This is a genomic window from Turneriella parva DSM 21527, assembly GCF_000266885.1.
Taxonomy (GTDB): Bacteria; Spirochaetota; Leptospiria; order Turneriellales; family Turneriellaceae; genus Turneriella; species Turneriella parva.
The window spans coordinates 1,399,769-1,419,130 of record NC_018020.1; the positions used below are offsets into that span (position 1 = coordinate 1,399,769).

At 54.1% G+C, this 19,362-nt stretch carries 18 protein-coding genes; 9 read left to right on the forward strand and 9 right to left on the reverse strand.

Annotated features, from left to right (window positions below; all coding sequences use genetic code 11):
* Window positions 1-2: 2 nt before the first annotated feature.
* Together TURPA_RS21550 and TURPA_RS06785 are read right to left on the reverse strand one after the other, a co-directional pair.
* Complete coding sequence (locus TURPA_RS21550) at window positions 3-635, reverse strand: START domain-containing protein (RefSeq protein ID WP_014802551.1); 633 nt, start codon at window positions 633-635, stop codon at window positions 3-5.
* A gap of 10 nt (window positions 636-645) precedes the next feature.
* Window positions 646-1,470 carry a DUF3108 domain-containing protein gene (locus TURPA_RS06785; protein ID WP_014802552.1) on the reverse strand — a complete coding sequence of 275 codons (825 nt, stop codon included), beginning with the start codon at window positions 1,468-1,470 and terminating at the stop codon, window positions 646-648.
* Between the two features lie 198 nt (window positions 1,471-1,668).
* Here TURPA_RS06785 and TURPA_RS06790 point away from each other — a divergent pair, with 198 nt between their 5' ends.
* On the forward strand, window positions 1,669-2,730 hold the full coding sequence (locus tag TURPA_RS06790; protein ID WP_014802553.1) for a BLUF domain-containing protein: 1,062 nt from the start codon (window positions 1,669-1,671) through the stop codon (window positions 2,728-2,730).
* A gap of 79 nt (window positions 2,731-2,809) precedes the next feature.
* Window positions 2,810-4,474, forward strand: coding sequence for a hypothetical protein (locus TURPA_RS06795; RefSeq protein ID WP_014802554.1), 1,665 nt, complete (start codon window positions 2,810-2,812; stop codon window positions 4,472-4,474).
* Between the two features lie 15 nt (window positions 4,475-4,489).
* Here TURPA_RS06795 and TURPA_RS06800 read toward each other — a convergent pair whose 3' ends face one another.
* The 5 genes from TURPA_RS06800 to TURPA_RS06820 all read right to left on the reverse strand — a co-directional run bounded on the left by TURPA_RS06800 (window position 4,490) and on the right by TURPA_RS06820 (window position 10,165).
* On the reverse strand, window positions 4,490-5,308 hold the full coding sequence (locus TURPA_RS06800; RefSeq protein ID WP_014802555.1) for a hypothetical protein: 819 nt from the start codon (window positions 5,306-5,308) through the stop codon (window positions 4,490-4,492).
* A gap of 86 nt (window positions 5,309-5,394) precedes the next feature.
* Window positions 5,395-6,789 (reverse strand): flagellar hook protein FlgE, encoded by a 1,395-nt coding sequence (flgE, locus tag TURPA_RS06805; RefSeq protein WP_014802556.1) that lies wholly within the window; start codon window positions 6,787-6,789, stop codon window positions 5,395-5,397.
* Window positions 6,790-6,793: 4 nt separating this feature from the next.
* Window positions 6,794-7,564, reverse strand: coding sequence for a flagellar hook capping FlgD N-terminal domain-containing protein (locus tag TURPA_RS21555; protein ID WP_014802557.1), 771 nt, complete (start codon window positions 7,562-7,564; stop codon window positions 6,794-6,796).
* A complete protein-coding gene (locus TURPA_RS06815) occupies window positions 7,557-9,041 on the reverse strand; it encodes a flagellar hook-length control protein FliK (protein WP_014802558.1) in 1,485 nt (494 codons plus the stop codon). The genes TURPA_RS21555 and TURPA_RS06815 overlap by 8 nt, the downstream gene beginning before the upstream one ends.
* A 173-nt stretch (window positions 9,042-9,214) precedes the next feature.
* On the reverse strand, window positions 9,215-10,165 hold the full coding sequence (locus tag TURPA_RS06820; protein WP_014802559.1) for an RluA family pseudouridine synthase: 951 nt from the start codon (window positions 10,163-10,165) through the stop codon (window positions 9,215-9,217).
* Window positions 10,166-10,223: 58 nt separating this feature from the next.
* Between TURPA_RS06820 and TURPA_RS06825 the strand changes: the two genes are divergently transcribed.
* From TURPA_RS06825 to TURPA_RS06835, 3 genes are read left to right on the forward strand one after another with little or no spacing between them, the layout of a single operon-like run.
* A complete protein-coding gene (locus TURPA_RS06825) occupies window positions 10,224-10,943 on the forward strand; it encodes an SH3 domain-containing protein (RefSeq protein ID WP_014802560.1) in 720 nt (239 codons plus the stop codon).
* Window positions 10,944-10,980: 37 nt separating this feature from the next.
* Window positions 10,981-11,736 (forward strand): pseudouridine synthase, encoded by a 756-nt coding sequence (locus tag TURPA_RS06830; protein WP_014802561.1) that lies wholly within the window; start codon window positions 10,981-10,983, stop codon window positions 11,734-11,736.
* Between the two features lie 45 nt (window positions 11,737-11,781).
* A complete protein-coding gene (locus TURPA_RS06835) occupies window positions 11,782-12,771 on the forward strand; it encodes an alpha-ketoacid dehydrogenase subunit beta (protein ID WP_014802562.1) in 990 nt (329 codons plus the stop codon).
* 25 nt (window positions 12,772-12,796) lie between these two features.
* On the opposite strand, the gene def is transcribed toward TURPA_RS06835, so the two are convergent.
* Both def and sucD read right to left on the reverse strand, forming a co-directional pair.
* Window positions 12,797-13,351 carry a peptide deformylase gene (gene def, locus TURPA_RS06840; RefSeq protein ID WP_014802563.1) on the reverse strand — a complete coding sequence of 185 codons (555 nt, stop codon included), beginning with the start codon at window positions 13,349-13,351 and terminating at the stop codon, window positions 12,797-12,799.
* Between the two features lie 132 nt (window positions 13,352-13,483).
* Window positions 13,484-14,365 (reverse strand): succinate--CoA ligase subunit alpha, encoded by an 882-nt coding sequence (gene sucD, locus TURPA_RS06845; protein WP_014802564.1) that lies wholly within the window; start codon window positions 14,363-14,365, stop codon window positions 13,484-13,486.
* A gap of 556 nt (window positions 14,366-14,921) precedes the next feature.
* Here sucD and rpsU point away from each other — a divergent pair.
* The 4 genes from rpsU to TURPA_RS06865 are packed head-to-tail and all read left to right on the forward strand — an operon-like array spanning window position 14,922 to window position 19,340.
* Entirely contained in the window at window positions 14,922-15,155 is a 234-nt protein-coding gene (rpsU, locus tag TURPA_RS06850) for a 30S ribosomal protein S21 (RefSeq protein ID WP_014802565.1), read from the forward strand.
* Between the two features lie 52 nt (window positions 15,156-15,207).
* Complete coding sequence (gene dnaG, locus TURPA_RS06855) at window positions 15,208-17,049, forward strand: DNA primase (RefSeq protein WP_014802566.1); 1,842 nt, start codon at window positions 15,208-15,210, stop codon at window positions 17,047-17,049.
* 36 nt (window positions 17,050-17,085) lie between these two features.
* Window positions 17,086-18,051 carry a sugar nucleotidyltransferase gene (locus TURPA_RS06860; protein WP_014802567.1) on the forward strand — a complete coding sequence of 322 codons (966 nt, stop codon included), beginning with the start codon at window positions 17,086-17,088 and terminating at the stop codon, window positions 18,049-18,051.
* Between the two features lie 8 nt (window positions 18,052-18,059).
* Window positions 18,060-19,340, forward strand: coding sequence for a CCA tRNA nucleotidyltransferase (locus tag TURPA_RS06865; protein WP_014802568.1), 1,281 nt, complete (start codon window positions 18,060-18,062; stop codon window positions 19,338-19,340).
* The last annotated feature ends 22 nt before the right edge of the window (window positions 19,341-19,362 follow it).

Sequence of the window (19,362 nt, forward strand, 5' to 3'; positions counted from 1 at the left end):
CCTCACAGTTCTTTGATGTAGCTCAGCTTTGCCCTGACATACTTTTCTTTACGTATCTGCGTCCGCAAGTTTTTAATCGAATTCAGGGGAATCATGACCACAAACTGGTTGGCGACCGCAGAGGGTATAATGCCGCCTGGGTCGGTGTGGCCAATCATCTGAATGTGTACCTTGCCGCCTGGTTTAGGGGTCAGCACCCAACGACCGCGGGTTTCTTTGACGCGTTCATATTTTGAGTCAACCGGCAGATAATCGGGTCGACCGGTTGCCACGAGCGTCACAACTTTAGTTTTCGGGTCTTGGTAGAGTTTGCCGTGCGATATGGCTTCACGGTTCTTGAGCGGAAAAGGCGACGCCGTGATGGTACGCGTAATCGATTCTGTCGGGCTCATCTCTTTTAACATTCGCGCTTCAGCGCAGCGGTCGACCCACTGCGGCATGTCGGCAACACTCATGATCGTCGCCACGACCTGCGTCAGCGTGGCATCGACTTCAGTTTCGACTTTATATTCTTTGAAGTTCGAGGTTGAGACAACACGTGTGTAGGCAGTCACGCCATCGGCTGATTTGGCGAATTTCCAGCCATCGGCTGACAATGAAACGGTAATGGTCAGTAAGAAAAAAACGAAACGCATGCCTTGCCCCTTAAGGTTGTGTATAGTTTTCGAGCAGAATATAAGCGATGCCTAGATAAGGTACTTCGGTCCAGATTTTCACGGGAACGAAGTCTGCGTCTGCCGTTATCCACATTTCAATCTGCGACTGCGTGTTAAAGAACATATTGCTGCCCGCCTGCGTCTTGTTGTTCACGTCATCGACGAGCATCGAGCGCACGTGAATAATTTCACGTTTGCCGAAAAATGGCACGTCGGTGCGCGTTTCCCTGGCGAGCACTTTGAGCACGAGGCTGCGCCGCGCCCCGGCTGGCAGAACGGGCACGCGCAAGACCTCACCGACCCGGGGTACCCGCCCGGTGCTGCGCACGTAATAAAACGCGCCCAGCAGGTCTTGATAACCGCCTTTGGTGCTCACGTCATAGTTCTCTTTCCACTCGCCTTTGAGTTCTTTTGTATGCGGATAACTATGTTCCTGAAACTTCTTTTCGTTCTTGTCGACATTCACCGTGTCTTTTCCAAAGCGAAACTTGCGGCGTTGGTAGGCATCACCCTGATACGCCTCTTCAAAGGCTATCACCGGCAACCGCGACATATGGTTCCATTTTGTGGCAAAGGCGCCCTGCACGTAATAGATACCGTGCACTGTCTCGAGAGAGTTAACCCGGGCATTGACGGTAATGTGCTTATCGCCTTCGGTACGCGTACGCAAGGTGACGTCGCCGGCCCGAATGCCCTTCCATTCGATGCGAAAGTTCATGGTCTCGTTATAAAAGTTGGGTAGCTTTTGCCCATGCAAAGCCGATGCGCCTGTCACCAATGCCACAAGCATGGCGCGCGCGGGAGAAAAATGCATAATCGCGAGTGCCTTTGCCCTGTTGGGGGTCAACACATTCTTGGCGTGGCCTGGTGGCCTCGGGGCGAGCGAATACAGACCGCATCTCAATCAAATGCGACATAAGATGGTAGCTGGCGCGGCATCGCTCTTTTTTCCGTATGTCCAAGGTTGTTAAAAAACTTGGACAAAAATTCCCTGTTGCAGTATACTGAGAGCATGAAGAGATTGACTTACATTAGCAGCTTCACCCGGCCCCTTATGGCGAGTGAAGTCGAAGAGATCGGCGCTCGCTCGGTGAAGAACAACACGCGGGACGGCCTAACCGGCGTTTTGTTCTGCTTTAATAATATTTTCTACCAGATTCTCGAAGGGCCTGAAGATGCGTTGAACAGATGTTATGCGCGCATTCTGAAAGATAACCGGCATAAAGATATCTTTTGTCTTGAAGTTGAAAACAATATCACGGTCAGGCAGTTTGGCGACTGGGCGATGAAAACAGTTCGGCTCGATGAATCGAGTGATTCGTTAATCCGCCCTATACGCACGATGCTCAACTCACTCGCGCGTACGCATTACGTGCTCGAGCGCTACTCGCCATTCGAAGTTTTGCAGGGACTGCAGAAAGGTGAAGATCCGCTCGCCTGGGTGCTGAAGACCAGCGAGAAGACCATTCTGTTCTCTGATATTTTTTCTTCGACAACATTTGCCGAGAGTCTCTCGAGCACCGAGTTCGAGCGTCTTCTCGGCATCTATTACGACATCGCCAACCGCTCGGTGATGGAAAACGGCGGTACGGTCTCAAAGCTCACCGGCGACGGGCTGATGGCATATTTTAAAGCGAGCGACACGGTGCATGCGCTCAGCGCCGCGATTGAAATCTGCCGCCGCCTCGAAGATGTCAGAACGAGTGCGCCCGCAAGCGACCCGGCGCACTACCTCTATGCCGGTGTCGGCCTTTGCTCAGGCCAGGTGCGTGAGGGAAACATCGGTTCGGCGGCGAAATTCGACTATACTTTGCTCGGCGACTCGGTAAACTCTGCCGCAAGGCTCGAAGGTGTTTCGCGCAAAGTCAATCCGCTGGTGATTTTCGACGATTCGCTGCTGAAGCACATAGATAAACCGTCGACGCTGAAGAAGCTGGGTCTTTACCAGGCCAAAGGCAAAACGGAAAATTTGTCAGTCTATACGGTCGATTATCCATACACGAGCCGCAACATTACAATCCCCGACCTCAAAGCGGCGATTGCAAAGTTTCGCACCGCTTCGTCGGCAGCCTAGTGTAACCACGCCGCAGACTCGACACTAGTCTGCGGCCAAATATTCTTGACCCTCGCCTCGCGGTGTCGCTTGTTATCCCATGCAAGCGAATAACCCTTCTCAATTTCGGTACCGCTGGTTCGCACTGGGCGACCTCAACGCATTCTTTGCGCTGATGTTCGACAACGTTGCGAATCTGGCACTCTTTGGTCTGTTGCTCACGGGCGTCTTTAAGATACCCGCAGAGATTGTTTACATGAAAATGTTTCCCGGTACCGCCATCGGCGTCCTCATTGGGGATGTCATCTACACATGGATGGCGTTTCGCCTGGCGCGCAGAACGCAGAACCCCAATGTCACTGCGATGCCCCTGGGTCTCGACTCGCCTTCAACCGTCGGCATTGCGCTGATGGTCATCGGCCCGGCATGTCTGGCGGTGCTGCGCAATACGCCAAACCCGACACCGCAGCAGATGTACGACGCCGGCATCGTGGCATGGCAGGTCGGCATGGCGACGCTGTTTCTGATCGGCGTTGTTAAACTGGTCTTTTCTTTTTTCGGCGACTGGGTCGCGCGCGTTGTGCCCGAAGCGGGCCTCTTGGGTTCGCTCGCCGGCGTGGGCATAACCTTTCTTGCGCTCGTACCGCTCGAACACATGTTCGGTCTGCCGATCGTCGGCATGATTGCGTTCGGCATCATTCTTTATGCACTCGTCGCGCGAGTGAAACTGCCGTACAACATTCCAAGCGTATTCTTGTCGGTTCTCGTCGGCGCGGTGCTCTACTATATTCTTCTCGCGGCGAAATTGATACCCGCACACACGATTGATTTTTCGCTGCGTTTTGCGCCGCCGATACCCACTCTCGAATTCATGTCAGGCCTCAAGACGGCTTTCGACTATCTGCCGATTGCCATTCCATTCGGATTGCTGACTGTCATTGGGGGTATCAACGTGACTGCGAGTGCACGCCTGGCGGGCGACGCATATAAGACGCGAAGCATTTTGCTCACCGAGGCGGTTGCGACTTTAGGAGCCTCGCTTTTTGGCGGGGTCGCTCAATCGACGCCCTATATCGGGCACCCGGCGTACAAAGCGATGGGCGGCCGTGCGGGTTATACCCTGGCGACGGGTGTCTTCGTGGGGCTTGGCGGCATCTTCGGCTACCTCGGCTTTATGGCAGAGCTCTTGCCAGCTGCGGCGCTCGCACCCATCTTTATCTTCGTCGGCCTCGACATCGTCGAGCAGTCTTACCATTCAACACCCAAACGCCATGCGACCGCGGTCACGATGGCAATTATTCCCGCGATACCGGCGCTGGTGCAGATGAAGCTAGGGCCGATGATCGGCGACATCGAGCGCTTCTATGCAACACTCAAGGCATCTTCGGTTGAGCTGGCAGCAAAGATGCACACGAGTTTTGCCTACTTTGAACGGCATTACCAAGAAGGCTGGCTTGCCATCAACGCGGTGGGCAACGGGTTCATTCTGACGGCGATGATCTGGGGTGCGTTTACGGCGATGCTGATCGACAGGCGCTTTCGCCGCGCGAGTGTATTCATTATGATCGGCGCCCTCTTTTCATTCTTCGGGCTAATGCATTCGGTACAGATTGGCGGCGGCATGTACCTGCCGTGGCGCGTGCAGGTTGTGGCTGGGCCAACGCCCTATGCGATCACGCTGGCGTACGTTTCGCTCGCCGCTTTGATTTTTTTGCTGTCATTCAGCAAGGGCGCCAAAGACGCAGCCGCCGAAACCATCTCTTAAGTTTCAGCGACTGGCTCAGACCGCCGCGGGCTTTTTTTCGAGCACGCGGCGGGGATAACTGAGCGTCACAAGAGTCTCGCGGTTTCGCGACTCAATTCTCATGTGTTCGAAAGGGTTTAGGCCAAAGCGATAGAAGCCCTGGTCAACCATCGCAATGCCGAACCCTGCTGATTCTGTCGTGTCGATGTTGTCGTAATCAAAAAACTCACCGGCTCGGCCCTCTTTGTGCAGCTTCTGGTGGTAGCGGCGGCTGTTTTCGATGCGCTCAAGGTCGCGGCCCAGCATCGGTACGTTATTCGTGACCGTGATGGTGATGAGTTCAGCCGACGGCTGAATGACGAGCAAAACTTCTGCGTCGATGCTGCGAATCAGCAAACGAAAGCGCTTTATGAGTTCAATTTGTTCCGCGCTGAGCTTCTTGCCCATGCCCGCCCGGTATTTCTCTTCAAGGTCGAAGATCTTGTTTACCTGCGGGCGCAGCACTTCGGGCAAGACCCGGTGCGCCATGAACTCGCGCAGCGTGCGTTCTTCAATAATCACCTGCAGCAGGTCTTCGATCTCTGAAATTTTGAAGCGAGTGAGCTGTTTGCGAATCTCTTCACGAAACGCCACGAATTTTACGTTGGCCTTCAGGGCATTGAAGACGACTTCGACAATCGCGTAATGAATCGGCAGAACGTGCGAGCGGTCGAGGTTTTCCTGATTGAAGAATTCGACGAGAACGTCTTGCAGCTGCTTGCGGCCGACTTTGGTGAGCGCGTTGATCTGAAATCGGGCTGGCTTGCGCAACGTGAGCCGTTGCACGGTTTTTTCGACTAGGGCAGCTTCGACCATACGGTATTATCGTGCCCAGATGTTCACAAACTAAAGCGAAATGGTCTGACTATTCGCGGCGCTGCCGCGAATAGTCAGAGAGTTTATTATCGTTTCAGGCCTAGCAGCTCTTGCAGCATCTGGTCGGCTGTTGTGATGCTGCGCGAGTTCGCCTGAAATCCCCTTTGGGTAACGATCATGTCGGTAAACTGGTCCGCGAGGTCGACGTTCGACATTTCGAGAAAGCCGGCGTTGATACCGCCGAGCCCCTGAATTCCCGAAGTGCCGATAATCGCATTACCTGAGTTGATCGACTCGACAAAATTGTTCTGGCCAGACTTTGTGAGGCCTTCTGGGTTCGTGAAGTTGGCAAGCGCAACCTGACCGAGAATGTTGCGCGCACCGTTCGAGTAGACGCCGGTAATCATACCGGTATCGTTTATCTCAAAGGCTTCCATGTAACCCATGGTATAGCCGTCTTGTTCAACCGCTTTGGTGGTGAAGGCTGACGAGAATTGCGTAATACCATCGACCTGGCCGGCTTCGCCGAGACGCAGCTCGATATTTTTGACGGCAGGGTTGCCGGCGAGACGAAAGCTCACTTTCGCGTTGAGATTGTCCTGGTTGCGCATGTCGGCGCCGTCAGATACCGATGTTAGTCTGCCGTCGGGTGAAAAGCCGAGTGTGAGGCGCGTGTTGCCCGCAACTTCGGTGTTCTGACCGTTTGACCCGGTGACATCGACCGAAAGCTGCTCTGCGCCCTGCATCGCGACCGAGGCAGTCCACTTATTGGTGTCAGATTTCCACATGAATACTTTCAGCGTGTGCTCTACGCCCTGGTCGTCGAAAACGTTCATGCTGGTAATATGGCCGCGGCGTTTTGCCGGGTCGGCATCCATGATCATTTTCACGCGGTCTGCGTCAGAAACACCCGCGGGAATCGCCTGCACCGAAGAATTCAGGTTACTCTTGAAGCGTACGAAGCTCGTTTCTTTAGCCGGTTCTTTCTGAAAAAGAGGCACTTTCAGGTTTTCTGTGTCAGCCGCTGTGTTGACGTTGGGTTTGCCGTCAGACGATTTGGTGGCGTTCCAGCCCTGCAGGCGCATGCCGTTCGCGGGGTTAACCAGCCAACCTTCTTTGTCGACGTCGAAATTGCCGTTGCGCGTATAAAACTTTTTGCTGCCGTCTGCGAGCACAAAGAAACCTTCGCCCGAAATCGCGAGGTCGGTGTTTTTCGAAGTGGTCTGCAGCGCACCCTGGTGCATCAGCTTATCGACAGAAGCTACCATGGAGCCAAGGCCCACCTGCTTGGGGTTGACACCGCCGACGTTGTCGCGCGGCTCAGAGGCGCCCGACATGAGTTGTGATATCATGTCCTGAAAGTTTACGCGCTCGCTCTTGAAGCCGTTTGTGTTCACGTTTGAGATGTTGTTACCGATAACATCCATTCTCACCTGGTGGTTCTTAAGGCCGGAAACGCCGGCATAAAGTGTTCTCATCATAGTCTTATTCTCCCTTTGGAACTTCTATTTTAGTCTGTTGTTTGTGAGGTGCAGCTTCGGCCTTCACAGGGGCAGTCGCACCGTTTGTTTCACGTGAAACATTCACTGCTTTCTGATTGGTTTCATAGGCCTGCGCAGCCTGTGCAGCACTCGGTTCGGCGACAGGTGGTTGAACTACTGTCTTCGCGGCGGAGGTTAATGCCGACGCCGCTTCACTTGTTTCACGTGAAACATTTTGCTGGTTCTGGCCTTGCTGCCCTCTCCACACCTGTGGTGATGGGCTGGGGGTGGGATTCGGCACCGGAGTCACCTCGGTTACCGAAGTAATATCATCGAGTTTAGTAAAGCGGCCATTCACTTTCAGCAGAACATCGCCGTTCGGTTGGTAGAGGGCTGTGGTGACGATGCCCTGTACCGGCTTCTCAGTCACAAAATCTTTGCCTTCAACCATTTTGCCGATCAGCTGGTTAGCCTGTGTGCCGCGCAGCTTGTTCATCGAGTTGGCGACGTTGTTCATTTGCTCGAGTGAAGAAAATTGCGCCATCTGCGAGATGAATTCACGGTCGTTCATCGGGTTAGTGGGGTCTTGCTTCGATAATTGCGTAACGAGCAGCTTTAAGAAGCTGTTTTTGTCCAGGGCGTCATAACCGCTCTTGCGCACCGGCAGGGGTGCACCCTTGCGGTCTACGGGCATCTTGCGCTGGTTGCGCAACAGCTCTGTCAGCTGTGGCGCATCACCAGATGCCTGATTTGGGTTGAGTGAAACCTCAGGCATACAGTGCGTTACCTTTTTGTTGCGGCACGTCTACGGCCTCATAGAGCACAGACGCTGTGCGGGTTACAAGATTCTGCAACAGCTCTGCGTTATCTGTGGCGCTGTCAGAGGTTTGAGCGTTCTGGCTCTCGCTGCGCACCTCGATACTTACCTTGCTGAGGTCTGTTGCCTCTTCACCCTGATTATTTTCGCGGTTCTGCAGAAAGTTCTGCATCTCGTTCTTCACGTCTTCGCTTTCAACGACAATCTTGCCGCGCATTTCACCGTCGACGAGCTTCAGATCAATTTCCATGCGGCCGAGCTCACGGGGAAAAAGTTTAACGGAAAACCTTGCGTTGTCGGCGTCGGTAACGAGAACCTGGGCTCGCGTCATGACCTCGTTGAACTGGCGTACGAGTTCAGGGCGCATTAGAGGATTTTCCACTGCTGCGCGAATTGTTTCGGCATTGTGGGCGTTTGCTGCCGCGTCGGCGAGACCGGCCTGGCCTGTGGATGGAACAGGGCTTTGCTGGCGGGTTGTAGTGATGTCATGGTTCGACGGGCTCACCATGACATTTTGGTCTCTGATGTCCCCATCTGACATCCCCCCCGCATGCGGGGGGGAAAGAGGGGGGGAGGTTTCACGTGAAACATTGCGTGTTGTCTGGTTACGCGCACCGCGTTGGTTGTTTTTTGCATCCGCTTCGCTTTCGCTGCGGCTGTTATTATGGCCGGCTTTGTTGGCCATGGGGCTTGCTGTCTGGCTGTGTGAATCACGAGCTGACTCGGCGCGAAAGGTTGAAGCGCCGTCGCTGCGCGGGGTCTTTTCGTTGAGCTTCTCGGCAAACTTGCTCAAGAAGCCGATGCCAATCTTTTCGCTGAGGCGCTTGAGGCCGTCGTTCTGCACCAGAATAGCGTCGGGAGCCTTTTGTAAAATGTTGAGCGTAGTCGTCACAGTTTGTGCGCGTACCGCCTGCAGACGCGCTGCGGCTGAGAGTGTGCCGCCCGTCTGCTGCGCGAGTTCGGCAGGTTGTGCCTTCTCTGCCGCTTTCGCAGTCGTTGTGCGCGCAGTCAATGTTGCAAGGCCCAGTGCCTGCAGCATGTCATGCGATGATTTCTTCGTTTGGGCTGTGGTTGTGGCGCTGGCTTCAGCGGCAGGTTGTTTGGCCTTCGCTTCGCCTTCGCTGGTTTCGGCTTTCGCAGCTTCATGGCCCGCTTTGGGAGTATTGATCGCGTCGCCCTTGATTTCGTTTACAGCACCATTATTGCCGGCCGGGGCGGGAGATTCGGCCTTAGGCGCATGCTGTTGGTACGACTCTCCGGTTTCTTTGGTGCGCAGCGGCTGTTGCTCGATTTTGGCCGGCTGAACAGCAGCAACGACCATGGCCTGAAAGTCAGGGCGTGCTTCGCGTTCGTCGCTGTTGGCGCCGCGTGGCCTCGGCTGCGCTATCTCGCGCGCCTGTGCCTTGTTGTCGGGTACGGAATTCAGAGAAAGCATCTGTACTCTGATATATCGGGAACAAACAGAAATGCTGAAGCGGATTTTCGGGCCCGCGCGGGTTTAAACTTAAATTTTTGCTCAAGGAGTTGGCTAATGTGCAAATAATGCGTGTTTCAGAAAGTGACATAAACCGGCGGTGAATCCACACTGTTTTCCACAAATGTGGACAACTAAAGGGGAAACAGGTTCGCAATATCTGATGGTAGCGGAGCGGTGAGCTGCCAATGGCTGCCGGTGAAGGGGTGCTTCAGCACCATCTGTGCACAGTGAAGCGCTGAGCGGTCGATGCGCAGTCTCTGCCAGTCTGCGGGCGTCATCTCGTCGTCGACGAAGCGAAAGTACAGATTTGCATCCACACCATAGAGTTTGTCGCCAACAACCGGGTACCCCAATGAGTGAACCGTTGCCCTGATCTGGTGCATGCGGCCGGTATATAGCTTCGCCCTGACCAGCGACATACCTGGTGCCTGGCGAAAGGGCTCAAATACGGTGCGCGACGTCTGTACTTCAGTTGCTTCTGCGGCGGGGTGTTCATAAGAGAAGAATCGCTGCCGGGGCAGCAAAGAGCCGGGTAGGCGATAGAGAAAGCCCGTCGCGTCTATCGTCTCTGCCCAGGTGCCCTCGACTGCTACCAGGTACTGTTTATCGATCTCGCCCGATCGCAGGGTTTTTTGAAAGACGGCAGCGGCCTTTCGGTTCTTTGCCATAATGAGCACACCGCTTGTCTCGCGGTCGAGCCGATGTAACGGGTGCGGAGTTTCGAGTATACCGCGTTTCACGAGCAGCGCCGTGAGCGTCTGCTCCTTGTAAATTCCCGATGGGTGTACGGGTAAACCCGGCGGCTTGTTCACCACGAGAAAATTTTCGTCTTCGGCGATGGTGGCAATCTCTGCGTTGACTTCGGGCTCGTCGCGCAGCGGGTAGCGAAACGCCACCGCTTCGCCCGACTGCAGGCGGCGTGAACCCCGCGCCGGTAGGCCAGAGACTGTGACATTCTGCTCATCAATACGGTTCTGCCACTGCGTGCGCGAAAACTGGCTGTATTTTTCAGCCAGATAAGCGTCGAGGCGCTTACCGTGATCCGATTCGTGTACAACGATCTCGCGCGTTTCTATGCGCATGGTGAGGCTCTGAATTTCAAATGAGTTGACCCACCTGCTCGATAATAAACCCGACGTTATGCGAAAAGCAAATTGGTTGGTATTTATTTGCGCTCCGCTGCTCGCGGCGTCGGCCTGCAAAAAGGGCGGTGCAGCTGGTGACGCCGGTGATGCGATACCCGCAACCTCGATCGTGACTTCGCCCGATCTAAAGATGCGCATTGCCCCCAACACGACAGCCGTTGAAATTGCAAAGTTGTCGCGCGGCGAAGTGGTGAAAATCGTTCAGCGCAGCGCCGACAGCGTTCAGGTTGGTAAGCTCAACGCGCATTGGTATAAAGTGACCAATAGCGCAGGGTTAACCGGATGGGTCTATGGCGCGCACCTCGCTGTCGAATCCAATGACGGCGACGCAAAAGGCGCCATAGAACAGGCGGAGAAAAAGCTGAAAACCGCGCTGCTCGGCCGCTGGGATGCCGCCAAAATCACAGGCGCGCTCACCGCTTATTTCGTCACACTCACGCCCGACGGCCAGATCGAGTTTGGCAATAACCGCAAAGGGCTGCAGTACGGCAAATACGAGATTACCTTTGTTGATGGCGCCGCGATCGTCAATGTGACGGATATCCAGAAGCCACTCATGACTGATCTGAAGGCAAAAATGGTCGGTGAAACTCTGGTCTTCACCACGACTCTGAATGGTGGCGAATACAAGCTGAACCTTTCAGAAAAAGACCCTGAACTTTTTCGCGATCAGGAGAAAAAGAAGGCAGCCGGCGCTTCGCCGACAACGCCCTGATGATTCACATCACCCAGTGTCTTCGTGGGCGTGATGCATGAAGCCCGATGCTGACGTGGGCGGAGACTCTTCAGGGAAGATACGCATTGGCAAACTGCTGGCGAGGGCGGGGCTCGTTTCACGGCGCGGGGCTGCAGAATTTCTTGTGGCTCATGATGTGCGCATTGACGGCAATCGTGTTCACGATCTGAATTTCTATGTCGACGAACAAACGCTGGGGACGCACCTACTTTCCGTAGACGGTAAGCCGGTTACCCTTCAGGCAGCCGCAGAAGTCTTATTGTTCCACAAGCCGCGCGGGCTTGTCTGTTCGCACAAACACCAAAAAGAGCGGGGCAAAGAGCTGCGCACGATCTTTGATGCCTTACCGCGCGAGTACGCAGCCTGGTTCTTTGCCGGTCGGCTCGATGTGAACTCAGAGGGGCTAATGGTGCTCTCAAACGACGGTGACCATATCTATGCGCTCAGCCACCCGTCGCAGCGCGTACTGAAAAAATACCGCGTGCAGACAACGAGGCCGTTATCCCCGGCTGAAATGAGTCGCTGCTTAAAGGGCATCATCGACAAGGGCGAAAAACTCAAATTCGAAAAAATGACCCCCGGCACCGTACCGGCCGAATACGAGGTCTGGCTGCGTGAAGGCAAGAACAGGGAGATCAGGCGGCTCATTGAAAGGCTGGGTGTGTTTATACGCAAACTCGTCAGGCTCGAACTGGGCCCGTATCAGCTCGGCACAATGGCACCCGGTGCCTACCAACTCGTGGCAAAGATAGATCCTCATGCATCTGCTTAACCGTTTCTAACTTGACGCACAGCGTTCGAACGCTCACGCTATGCCATGGCCGACGTAACCGTAAGGGAGGCATTGAACCAGGCGCTCGCCGAAGAACTCGAGCGCGACCCGAATGTATTCTTGATCGGTGAAGAGGTTGGCCACTACAATGGCGCCTACAAGGTTTCACAGGGTTTGCTTGCAAAGTTCGGCGATGGCCGTGTCATTGATACTCCCATAGCCGAAGCCGGTTTTGCCGGGCTCGCAATTGGCGCGGCGATGGCGGGCCTGCGGCCAATCGTCGAATTTATGACCTGGAATTTTTCATTGGTCGCAATCGATCAGGTTCTCAATAATGCGGCGAAAATGCACCTGATGTCGGGCGGGCAATTCAACATGCCGATCGTCTTTCGCGCACCTCAGGGAGCGGGCGGTAGTCTGAGCGCGCAGCATTCGTCGACTATCGAGAATTTTTATACGTATACACCCGGGCTGATTGTCGTATCACCTTCGACGCCGGGAGACATGCGCGGTATGCTCAAGACCGCGGTGCGTAGCGATAACCCGGTCATCTTTCTCGAGCACGAAAAAATTTATGCAATTAAAGGTGAGCTCGATGAACCGGAAAATGCCGACTACTTGGTGCCATTCGGTAAAGCGCGGGTGGTTCGTGAGCATGCAGATGCGCAGCTGACGATCATTTGTTGGTCGCTCACCGTGCATTTAGTGAGCGATGCCGCAAAGCAGCTCAGCGAGCAGGGTATCGAAGTCGACGTAATGGACTTACGCAGCCTTAAGCCCTTCGATTCAGAAGCGGTGATGGCAGCCGTGGCGAAGACGCACCGTGTGCTGATCGTGCAAGAGGCGACTCCAGTTGCCTCATATGGCACCTGGCTGGCGCACCAGATTCAGGAGCTTGCCTTCGACGAGCTCGATGCGCCGGTCAAGGTGTTGTCTTCTGATGATGTGCCTATGCCGTATACGTTTGGTCTTGAGCCTCAGGTCTTGCCTAATGTGGATAGGATTATTGCGGCCGCAAAAGAAGTCGTTCGCTAAGTTTGCTTAGTTAAGGAAAAGTTTCTCAAGCCGTTTTCTTGCGGTTTCTGTACTTGGGTTCAGCAGGGTGTTCTATGGATTTTCCCTGCTTAATCAAAGCAACGTCGCCTGCCAGCATCTTATGGATCGCTGGCTCGAGTTGGTCTACAAAGACCTTACCGTCCAGATGATCCATCTCGTGTAAGAATGCCCGGGCCAGCAACATTTCACCTTCGACAGTCTTTTCATTGCCACTGAGGTCTTGGTAACCAATCTTTACCCAGCGCGGCCGTTTCAGTTCAGCGGAAAGCCCTGGTACAGAGAGACATCCCTCTTCGCCGTCTTGCATCTCATCTGAGGCTTCAATAACCCGCGGATTGATAAAGGCACCTTTAATGAAGCCCTTTTCCACGAGGTCGATTACCAGCACGCGTTTGAGTATACCGATTTGAACGGCGGCGAGCCCAACGCCGCCCTCGGACGCCATGGAATCGAACATGTCGCGAACCAGGTCGCGCAGGTCGCGGTCGAATTTCTTCACGGGTTCAGAGACCTTATAAAGGCGCTCATCTTGAATTGTGAGTACAGGTTTTACTGCCACGGTCAGAACTTAAACTGAAAGTAAAGACAGGGCGAAAATAAGTAATAAACCGGGAAAAATTCCCTAATTAGGGAAAAGTAAAAAAAAAAGGGCCGGAAACCCGGCCCCTTGCGAAACAGATTCAAGCCGTGCTTATTTGCCCAAAGCGCGTTTCATGGTTGCGCCAATCTCGGCTGGCGACTCGCACACGTGTATGCCCGCATCTTTCATCGCCTTCATCTTCGTCTGCGCAGTGCCAGCCGACCCCGAAATGATCGCACCTGCATGGCCCATACGGCGGCCAGGAGGGGCGGTTTGACCCGCGATAAAGCCGACGACTGGCTTCTTAACATGCTGCTTAATGTATTCCGCAGCCTCTTCTTCGGCACTGCCGCCGATTTCACCGATCATGACAATGCCTTCAGTACCTGGGTCATCCGCAAGCAGCTTCACGGCTTTAAGGTGTGGCAGACCGATGATCGGATCGCCCCCGATACCAATACAAGTGCTCTGGCCGAGGCCTACCTGGCTCAACTGGTGTACGGATTCGTATGTGAGTGTGCCTGAGCGCGATACCACGCCAATCGTACCCGGTTTGTGGATAAAGCCGGGCATAATGCCCATTTTGCCGACGCCGGGAGTAATTACGCCGGGGCAATTTGGCCCCACGACGACCGTCTTGCTGTTGCGGATGAAATCCACAATGCGAGACATATCACGCACGGGAATGCCTTCTGTGATACAGATCACGAGATCAAGACCGGCGGTGATGCCTTCAAGTATCGCATCGGCCGCGAAGGGTGGTGGTACGAAGATAACTGCGGCGTTCGCCTGCTCTTTCTCGACCGCTTCTTTGACACTATTGAAAATCGGCAGACCGTGTTCAGACTTCTGCCCGCCTTTGCCTGGGGTAACTCCGCCAACGACCTTTGCCTTCGTGTTGTATTCGAGCATTTGGCCGGTGTGAAACGAGCCCTCTTTGCCGGTAATGCCCTGCACGATGATGCGGGTCTTTTCTGTAATAAGAACTGCCATAGAGTTTGAGTTCAAACGGAAAAGAGGGCGTCAAGGAGTAAGAGGTGGTGGCGTGGCGAAGAATTCGAGGGATTCGGATATCTGCATGCGCTGGGCCGACCATTGGATGGCGCTGAAAGCGTACTTAAGCACCGGTGTGCAGTTGATTATACGTTGCCATATCCCAATACACGCTCAGAACCTCGCATTGGATTCCCTTTGCTGCGTACCTGCGAAAGCGATCTCTTCTGGGCCGAGCTCTATGGTATCGGTTCAGCAACCTTGGGAGCCGTTCTACGAACCTGGTGCGGGTGGCAAACCAGCGCCTTCGTGCCCCGGTTGGCAAGGATATGCTTGTCTTTTTCCGCGAGAGAGTCGTGTTTTTAGAATTAGGCATATACATTATAAATACCAAGGAATGCAGTTTTTTTCTCAATCGTTCATGAAAAAATGAGGAGACATAATTCACACCGATCCATTTTCCTTAACTAAGGAAATCCTCCTCTGAGCTGACCTAAAAACTGCAAATCATTGACGCCTTGTCTCAAACCACTACTCTTACCGGTCAGGAGGCTTAGTGCAAAAACTAGCAGACATTTCTCAACACTTCAGCAACGGCATAGAGTTGCGTGATAACGAACCCGTAGAAGGTGCGATCAAGAAATTCAAACGTGAAGTCGCAAACTCGGGTATTTTGACCGAGCTGAAAAAGCGTGAATATTTCGAAAAGCCGAGCGTCATCAAGAAACGTGAACGCGACCAGGCTGAGCGCAAGCGTTTCCGCAAGCGCAATATCTACAACGAAGCATAAAAATCTTCTACTTTAAGGGGATGGCTGCGCCACCCCCTTAACAACCCCCGCCGTGACTGACGCAGACAAAATCATCGCGGCCATTCCCGTCGAAAGCTATATCGGGCGCTTTGTGGTGCTCAAGCGCAAAGGCAACAACCTCTGGGGCCTTTGCCCATTTCATGGTGAAAAGACCCCGTCGTTTTCTGTTGCTCCCCAAAAGGGGATCTATAAATGTTTTGGGTGCGGCGTCGGTGGCAACGTCATCACATTCGCCAAAGATTTCAACAAACTCTCGTTTCCCGAAGCGCTGAAGTTACTCGCAGACTTTGCCGGTATTGAACTTTCGCGCCAACCGCACAGGCCCGGTGAAGATGACCGCAAGCGCGCATTCATTGAGTTGCACCTGTGGGCACACAAACTGTATCGTTCTGCGTTTGGCGGCTCTGATGCCGAGCGCTACACGAAATCAAGGGGGATTCAAGAGCGTGCCGTTGAGGCATTTGAATTGGGTTATGCTCCCGATCAAACGCGGTATCTAGAGAGTAAGCTCAATGAGCGCTACAGAAATGAACCCCAGCTCTTGGCGAAGGCAATCGAAAACTTAACGGTCATCGGCCTCACAGGCCGCAATGACAGTGATACTTACAACCGGTTTCGCGACAGATTGATTTTTCCGATCAAAGATCTGCGAGGGCAGGTGATTGCCTTTGGCGGCCGGCTCGTGCGCGAGAAAGAAAACGCGGGCAAATACATAAACTCGCCAGAGACTCCGCTTTTTAATAAGTCCAACTCTGTTTACCGTCTTGGCGAAGCGGCGCAGGCTATTCGCAAAGAAGGTTTTGTGATCGTCTGCGAAGGCTACCTCGACGTGCTGGGGCTTTTCGAAGTGGGTTTGGAAAATGCTGTGGCGCCGCTGGGCACGGCGTTCACAGGCGAGCAGGCGAAGCAGATCAAACGCTTTGCAGATAACGTGACGTTCTTTCTCGATAATGACAACGCAGGAACAGAGGCCGTTTACAAATCGCTGCGCATTGCGCGAAAGGCGAATCTGGCCATAAAAGTTGTACATCCACTTGCCCCGGGCGACAAGCAAGACCCGTTCGATCTGAGCCGCAAGCTTTCTCCAGAAGAGATGCGCTTTCTCGTGCAACAGGCGCACAGCGAAGTGAAGTTTCTGGTCTGGTATTTTTTCCAGTTCAAATACAACGTCTCTGACCTCTCGCAAAAGAAGCAGGCGCTCGTGGATTTCTACGATTACGTGCGTATTCTCGAAACCGAATTGGAGCGCGACGAGTTTCTGAAGACTGCCGCCGGAGCGCTGCAGATCGAAGTGCAGATTCTGCGCAAAGATTTTACGACTCCTGTGCAGGGCGGCAAGACAGCTGGTGCTTGGCTCAACCAGCCCGAGCCGGCAGTTGCGCGCACCGCGGCCGTTTCATCAAAGCCGAAGCCCGTCAGCAAACAAGAAAAAGAAATCATCGCGATGCTGGTGCGATTTCCCGACCTCGGTGATGAGCAGATGCTATTGTCTGAGATACCCTGGGAGAATGAAAACGCCTATCTGCTCTACTCTTTTTTTCACGACCGCTTGCGCACGGGCGAAGCCTATTCATGGCAGAACCTAAACGCAGCGATGCAGTTCTTGCCCGACAACCTTGGGGCACTGCTTGCCGAAATCATGATGGATTATGAAGCCGCGTTTGATCAGGCAGAGAGTCTCACACCCGCCGAGGCCAAACGCAATTTGCGGCAGCTCGTGCGCTCGCTGGCGATTCAGGCCCTTGACAAACGCATTCAAGACCGGCAGAAAATAATCGGCAGCGAAGAAAAGCGCGGAGCCGACATCGAAGAGCTGATGCTCGAGCAGCAGCAGGATATCGACAAGCGCACCCAATGGTTTCGCGCGCAGTAGTGCTTGCAGTGCTGCGGCAAATTGGCAATCGGGCATATGCCAGTCAAATGTCTGATTCCCGCTGCCGGCAAGGGTACGCGCATGCGCCCGCTGACGCACACGTTGCCGAAGGCAATGCTCCCCGTTGCTGGTAAGCCGTCTATCTACCACATCATCGACCGCGCCGCAAAGGCGGGCGTCGAAGATTTCGTCATCATCACCGGGTACCTGCGCGAGCTCATGGAAAGTGAAATTCTTGCGGCATACCCAAAGCTGAAGATACAATTCGTCGAACAGAAAGAGCAGCTGGGTCTGGGCCACGCCATCTATATGGCGCGCGACAAGTTTGCTGCAGGCGATTCGATGTTACTCATTTATGGCGATACACTGTTTGAAGGCGACATTGAGACCATGATGAAAAGCGCGACACCCGTCATCGGTGTCTTCGAGGTGCCAGACCCAAAGCGCTTTGGCGTGATTGAAAAAGGCGAGGGTCAGACCATCACGAATCTCGTTGAAAAACCAGAGAAGTTTGTCTCAAACCTCGCGATACCGGGCGTGAATTATTTTCCGAGTTCGGCAGAACTCTTCGCAGCGCTCGAACACATAGTCTCAAATAACATCCGCACAAAAAACGAATACCAGGCGACCGATGCTTTTCAGTACATGCTGAAAGAAAAGAAAACTGTATTCACCTGGCAGATTCTCACAGCATGGGACGACGCCGGCACGCTCGAGGCGATTCTCGACACCAACAAAATTATTCTCGACCGCCGTGGCGCTGGCAAGATGTCTGCGATCGCTGCAGATGCCAAAATCGTGAATTCACAGCTGCAGCAGTATGCGAGTGTCAGCGAAGGTGCGCACATCGAAAACTCCACCCTGATCAATTGTATCGTCGACAGAGGTTCGGTCATCAAGAATTGCAAACTCGAAAACTCGCTGGTCGGGCGCAATGCCGTGCTCGAGAATATTTCGGGTACAATTGTGGTTGGCGACGACACTCAGGTGCGCGGTCGCTGACTCAGACCGTGAAATCGATCTTTATCGCTGAGCCCTACTATTCGGTTTGTCGCTATATCGAAGAAACTCTCGTGAAACACGGCTACGAAGCCTGGCTGGTGGGCGGCAGCGTTCGTGACCTGTTGATAGCCGGGCGGCTGAGCGACCTCGATTACACCACCAATGCGCGCCCTGAGGCAGTGCAGAAAATATTCCCGCGCACCGTGCCGGTCGGTATCAAATTCGGTACGCTCTTGGTGCTGTATCGCGGACAAAAAGTCGAGGTCACAACCTACCGTGCCGATGCCGATTACGAAGACGGTCGCCGGCCGAGCACGGTCGAATATGCGCAAGAGCTCGCAGTCGACATCCGCAGGCGCGACTTTACCATCAACGGGCTGGCATATTCCGTTCTGAAAAAGCAACTTGCCGACTATTGCGGCGGCGTTGACGATCTCGAGCGCAAACTGCTCAGAACGATCGGCGACCCCATGCAGCGCTTCAGCGAAGATGGCCTGCGGCCGATCAGAGGATGCAGAATCGCGGCGAAACTGGGTTTTGAGATTGAGCCCAATACGCTGACTGCAATGCGGCATTGTGTGCCGATCACCTCAAAGGTTGCACCCGAACGCTTTTTCGACGAATGGCGAAAAACTCTGCGTATGAAGAATCGCCGCTCGTATTGGCACCATTTGCTTGAAGCGCACATTCTACCGGCCTTTTTGCCGCACATCGCCGAGGCGTTTGTCGGCGAGGCGCGCGACCAGTTCTTGCGCGAGATCGATCATCTGCAGATGCGTTCAATGGCTGAATACGCTGCTGCGCTTTTCTTCTTGCTGCAAATAACCGATCGCGGCAAGATCGAACAAACCTTACGTGGCACGAAATTTCCCACGGCAGACATGAAGTTGTGTCTCAACCTTCTCGATTCGCCTCTGTTGCGAATAGCTGATGCCCATGGTCGGCTCGATCTAAAGCGAGCCTTGGCACAAACCGGGCGGCGCGATCGTATCGCCCATATGCGATTCGCGACACAAATGCGCGCCGCTTTGCAAACGAGCTCGGGCCTGCAGCCGGGGCCAGTTCGCAAAGGCCGCGAGCTTGCCGTGTCGCTCTACAAGTCTATTCGCCGGTCAGGCGAACCCCTCGATATTTCTGATCTGGCAGTCACGGGTACTGACCTGCAGGCGAAAGGCCTGCAGGGCCGAGCCGTCGGCGAAGCGCTCGAAAAACTCAAATTGATTGTGCTTGAGCAGCCGCAGCTAAATACCCGCGAAAGGCTGCTACAACTTGTTGGCAAATCGACCTGACAGGGCAGCGGTGGGTAGCCGC

Coding starts and splice junctions, on each gene's coding strand:
- TURPA_RS06800 (WP_014802555.1), bottom strand. CDS start 5,308: ATGGTCGAAGCTGCCCTAGTCGAAAAAACCGTGCAACGGCTCACGTTG.
- TURPA_RS06795 (WP_014802554.1), top strand. CDS start 2,810: ATGCAAGCGAATAACCCTTCTCAATTTCGGTACCGCTGGTTCGCACTG.
- TURPA_RS21555 (WP_014802557.1), bottom strand. CDS start 7,564: ATGCCTGAGGTTTCACTCAACCCAAATCAGGCATCTGGTGATGCGCCA.
- flgE (WP_014802556.1), bottom strand. CDS start 6,789: ATGATGAGAACACTTTATGCCGGCGTTTCCGGCCTTAAGAACCACCAG.
- sucD (WP_014802564.1), bottom strand. CDS start 14,365: ATGGCAGTTCTTATTACAGAAAAGACCCGCATCATCGTGCAGGGCATT.
- TURPA_RS06790 (WP_014802553.1), top strand. CDS start 1,669: ATGAAGAGATTGACTTACATTAGCAGCTTCACCCGGCCCCTTATGGCG.
- TURPA_RS06815 (WP_014802558.1), bottom strand. CDS start 9,041: ATGCTTTCTCTGAATTCCGTACCCGACAACAAGGCACAGGCGCGCGAG.
- TURPA_RS06860 (WP_014802567.1), top strand. CDS start 17,086: ATGCCAGTCAAATGTCTGATTCCCGCTGCCGGCAAGGGTACGCGCATG.
- TURPA_RS06835 (WP_014802562.1), top strand. CDS start 11,782: ATGGCCGACGTAACCGTAAGGGAGGCATTGAACCAGGCGCTCGCCGAA.
- TURPA_RS06830 (WP_014802561.1), top strand. CDS start 10,981: ATGAAGCCCGATGCTGACGTGGGCGGAGACTCTTCAGGGAAGATACGC.
- TURPA_RS21550 (WP_014802551.1), bottom strand. CDS start 635: ATGCGTTTCGTTTTTTTCTTACTGACCATTACCGTTTCATTGTCAGCC.
- TURPA_RS06825 (WP_014802560.1), top strand. CDS start 10,224: ATGCGAAAAGCAAATTGGTTGGTATTTATTTGCGCTCCGCTGCTCGCG.
- TURPA_RS06820 (WP_014802559.1), bottom strand. CDS start 10,165: ATGCGCATAGAAACGCGCGAGATCGTTGTACACGAATCGGATCACGGT.
- TURPA_RS06785 (WP_014802552.1), bottom strand. CDS start 1,470: ATGCATTTTTCTCCCGCGCGCGCCATGCTTGTGGCATTGGTGACAGGC.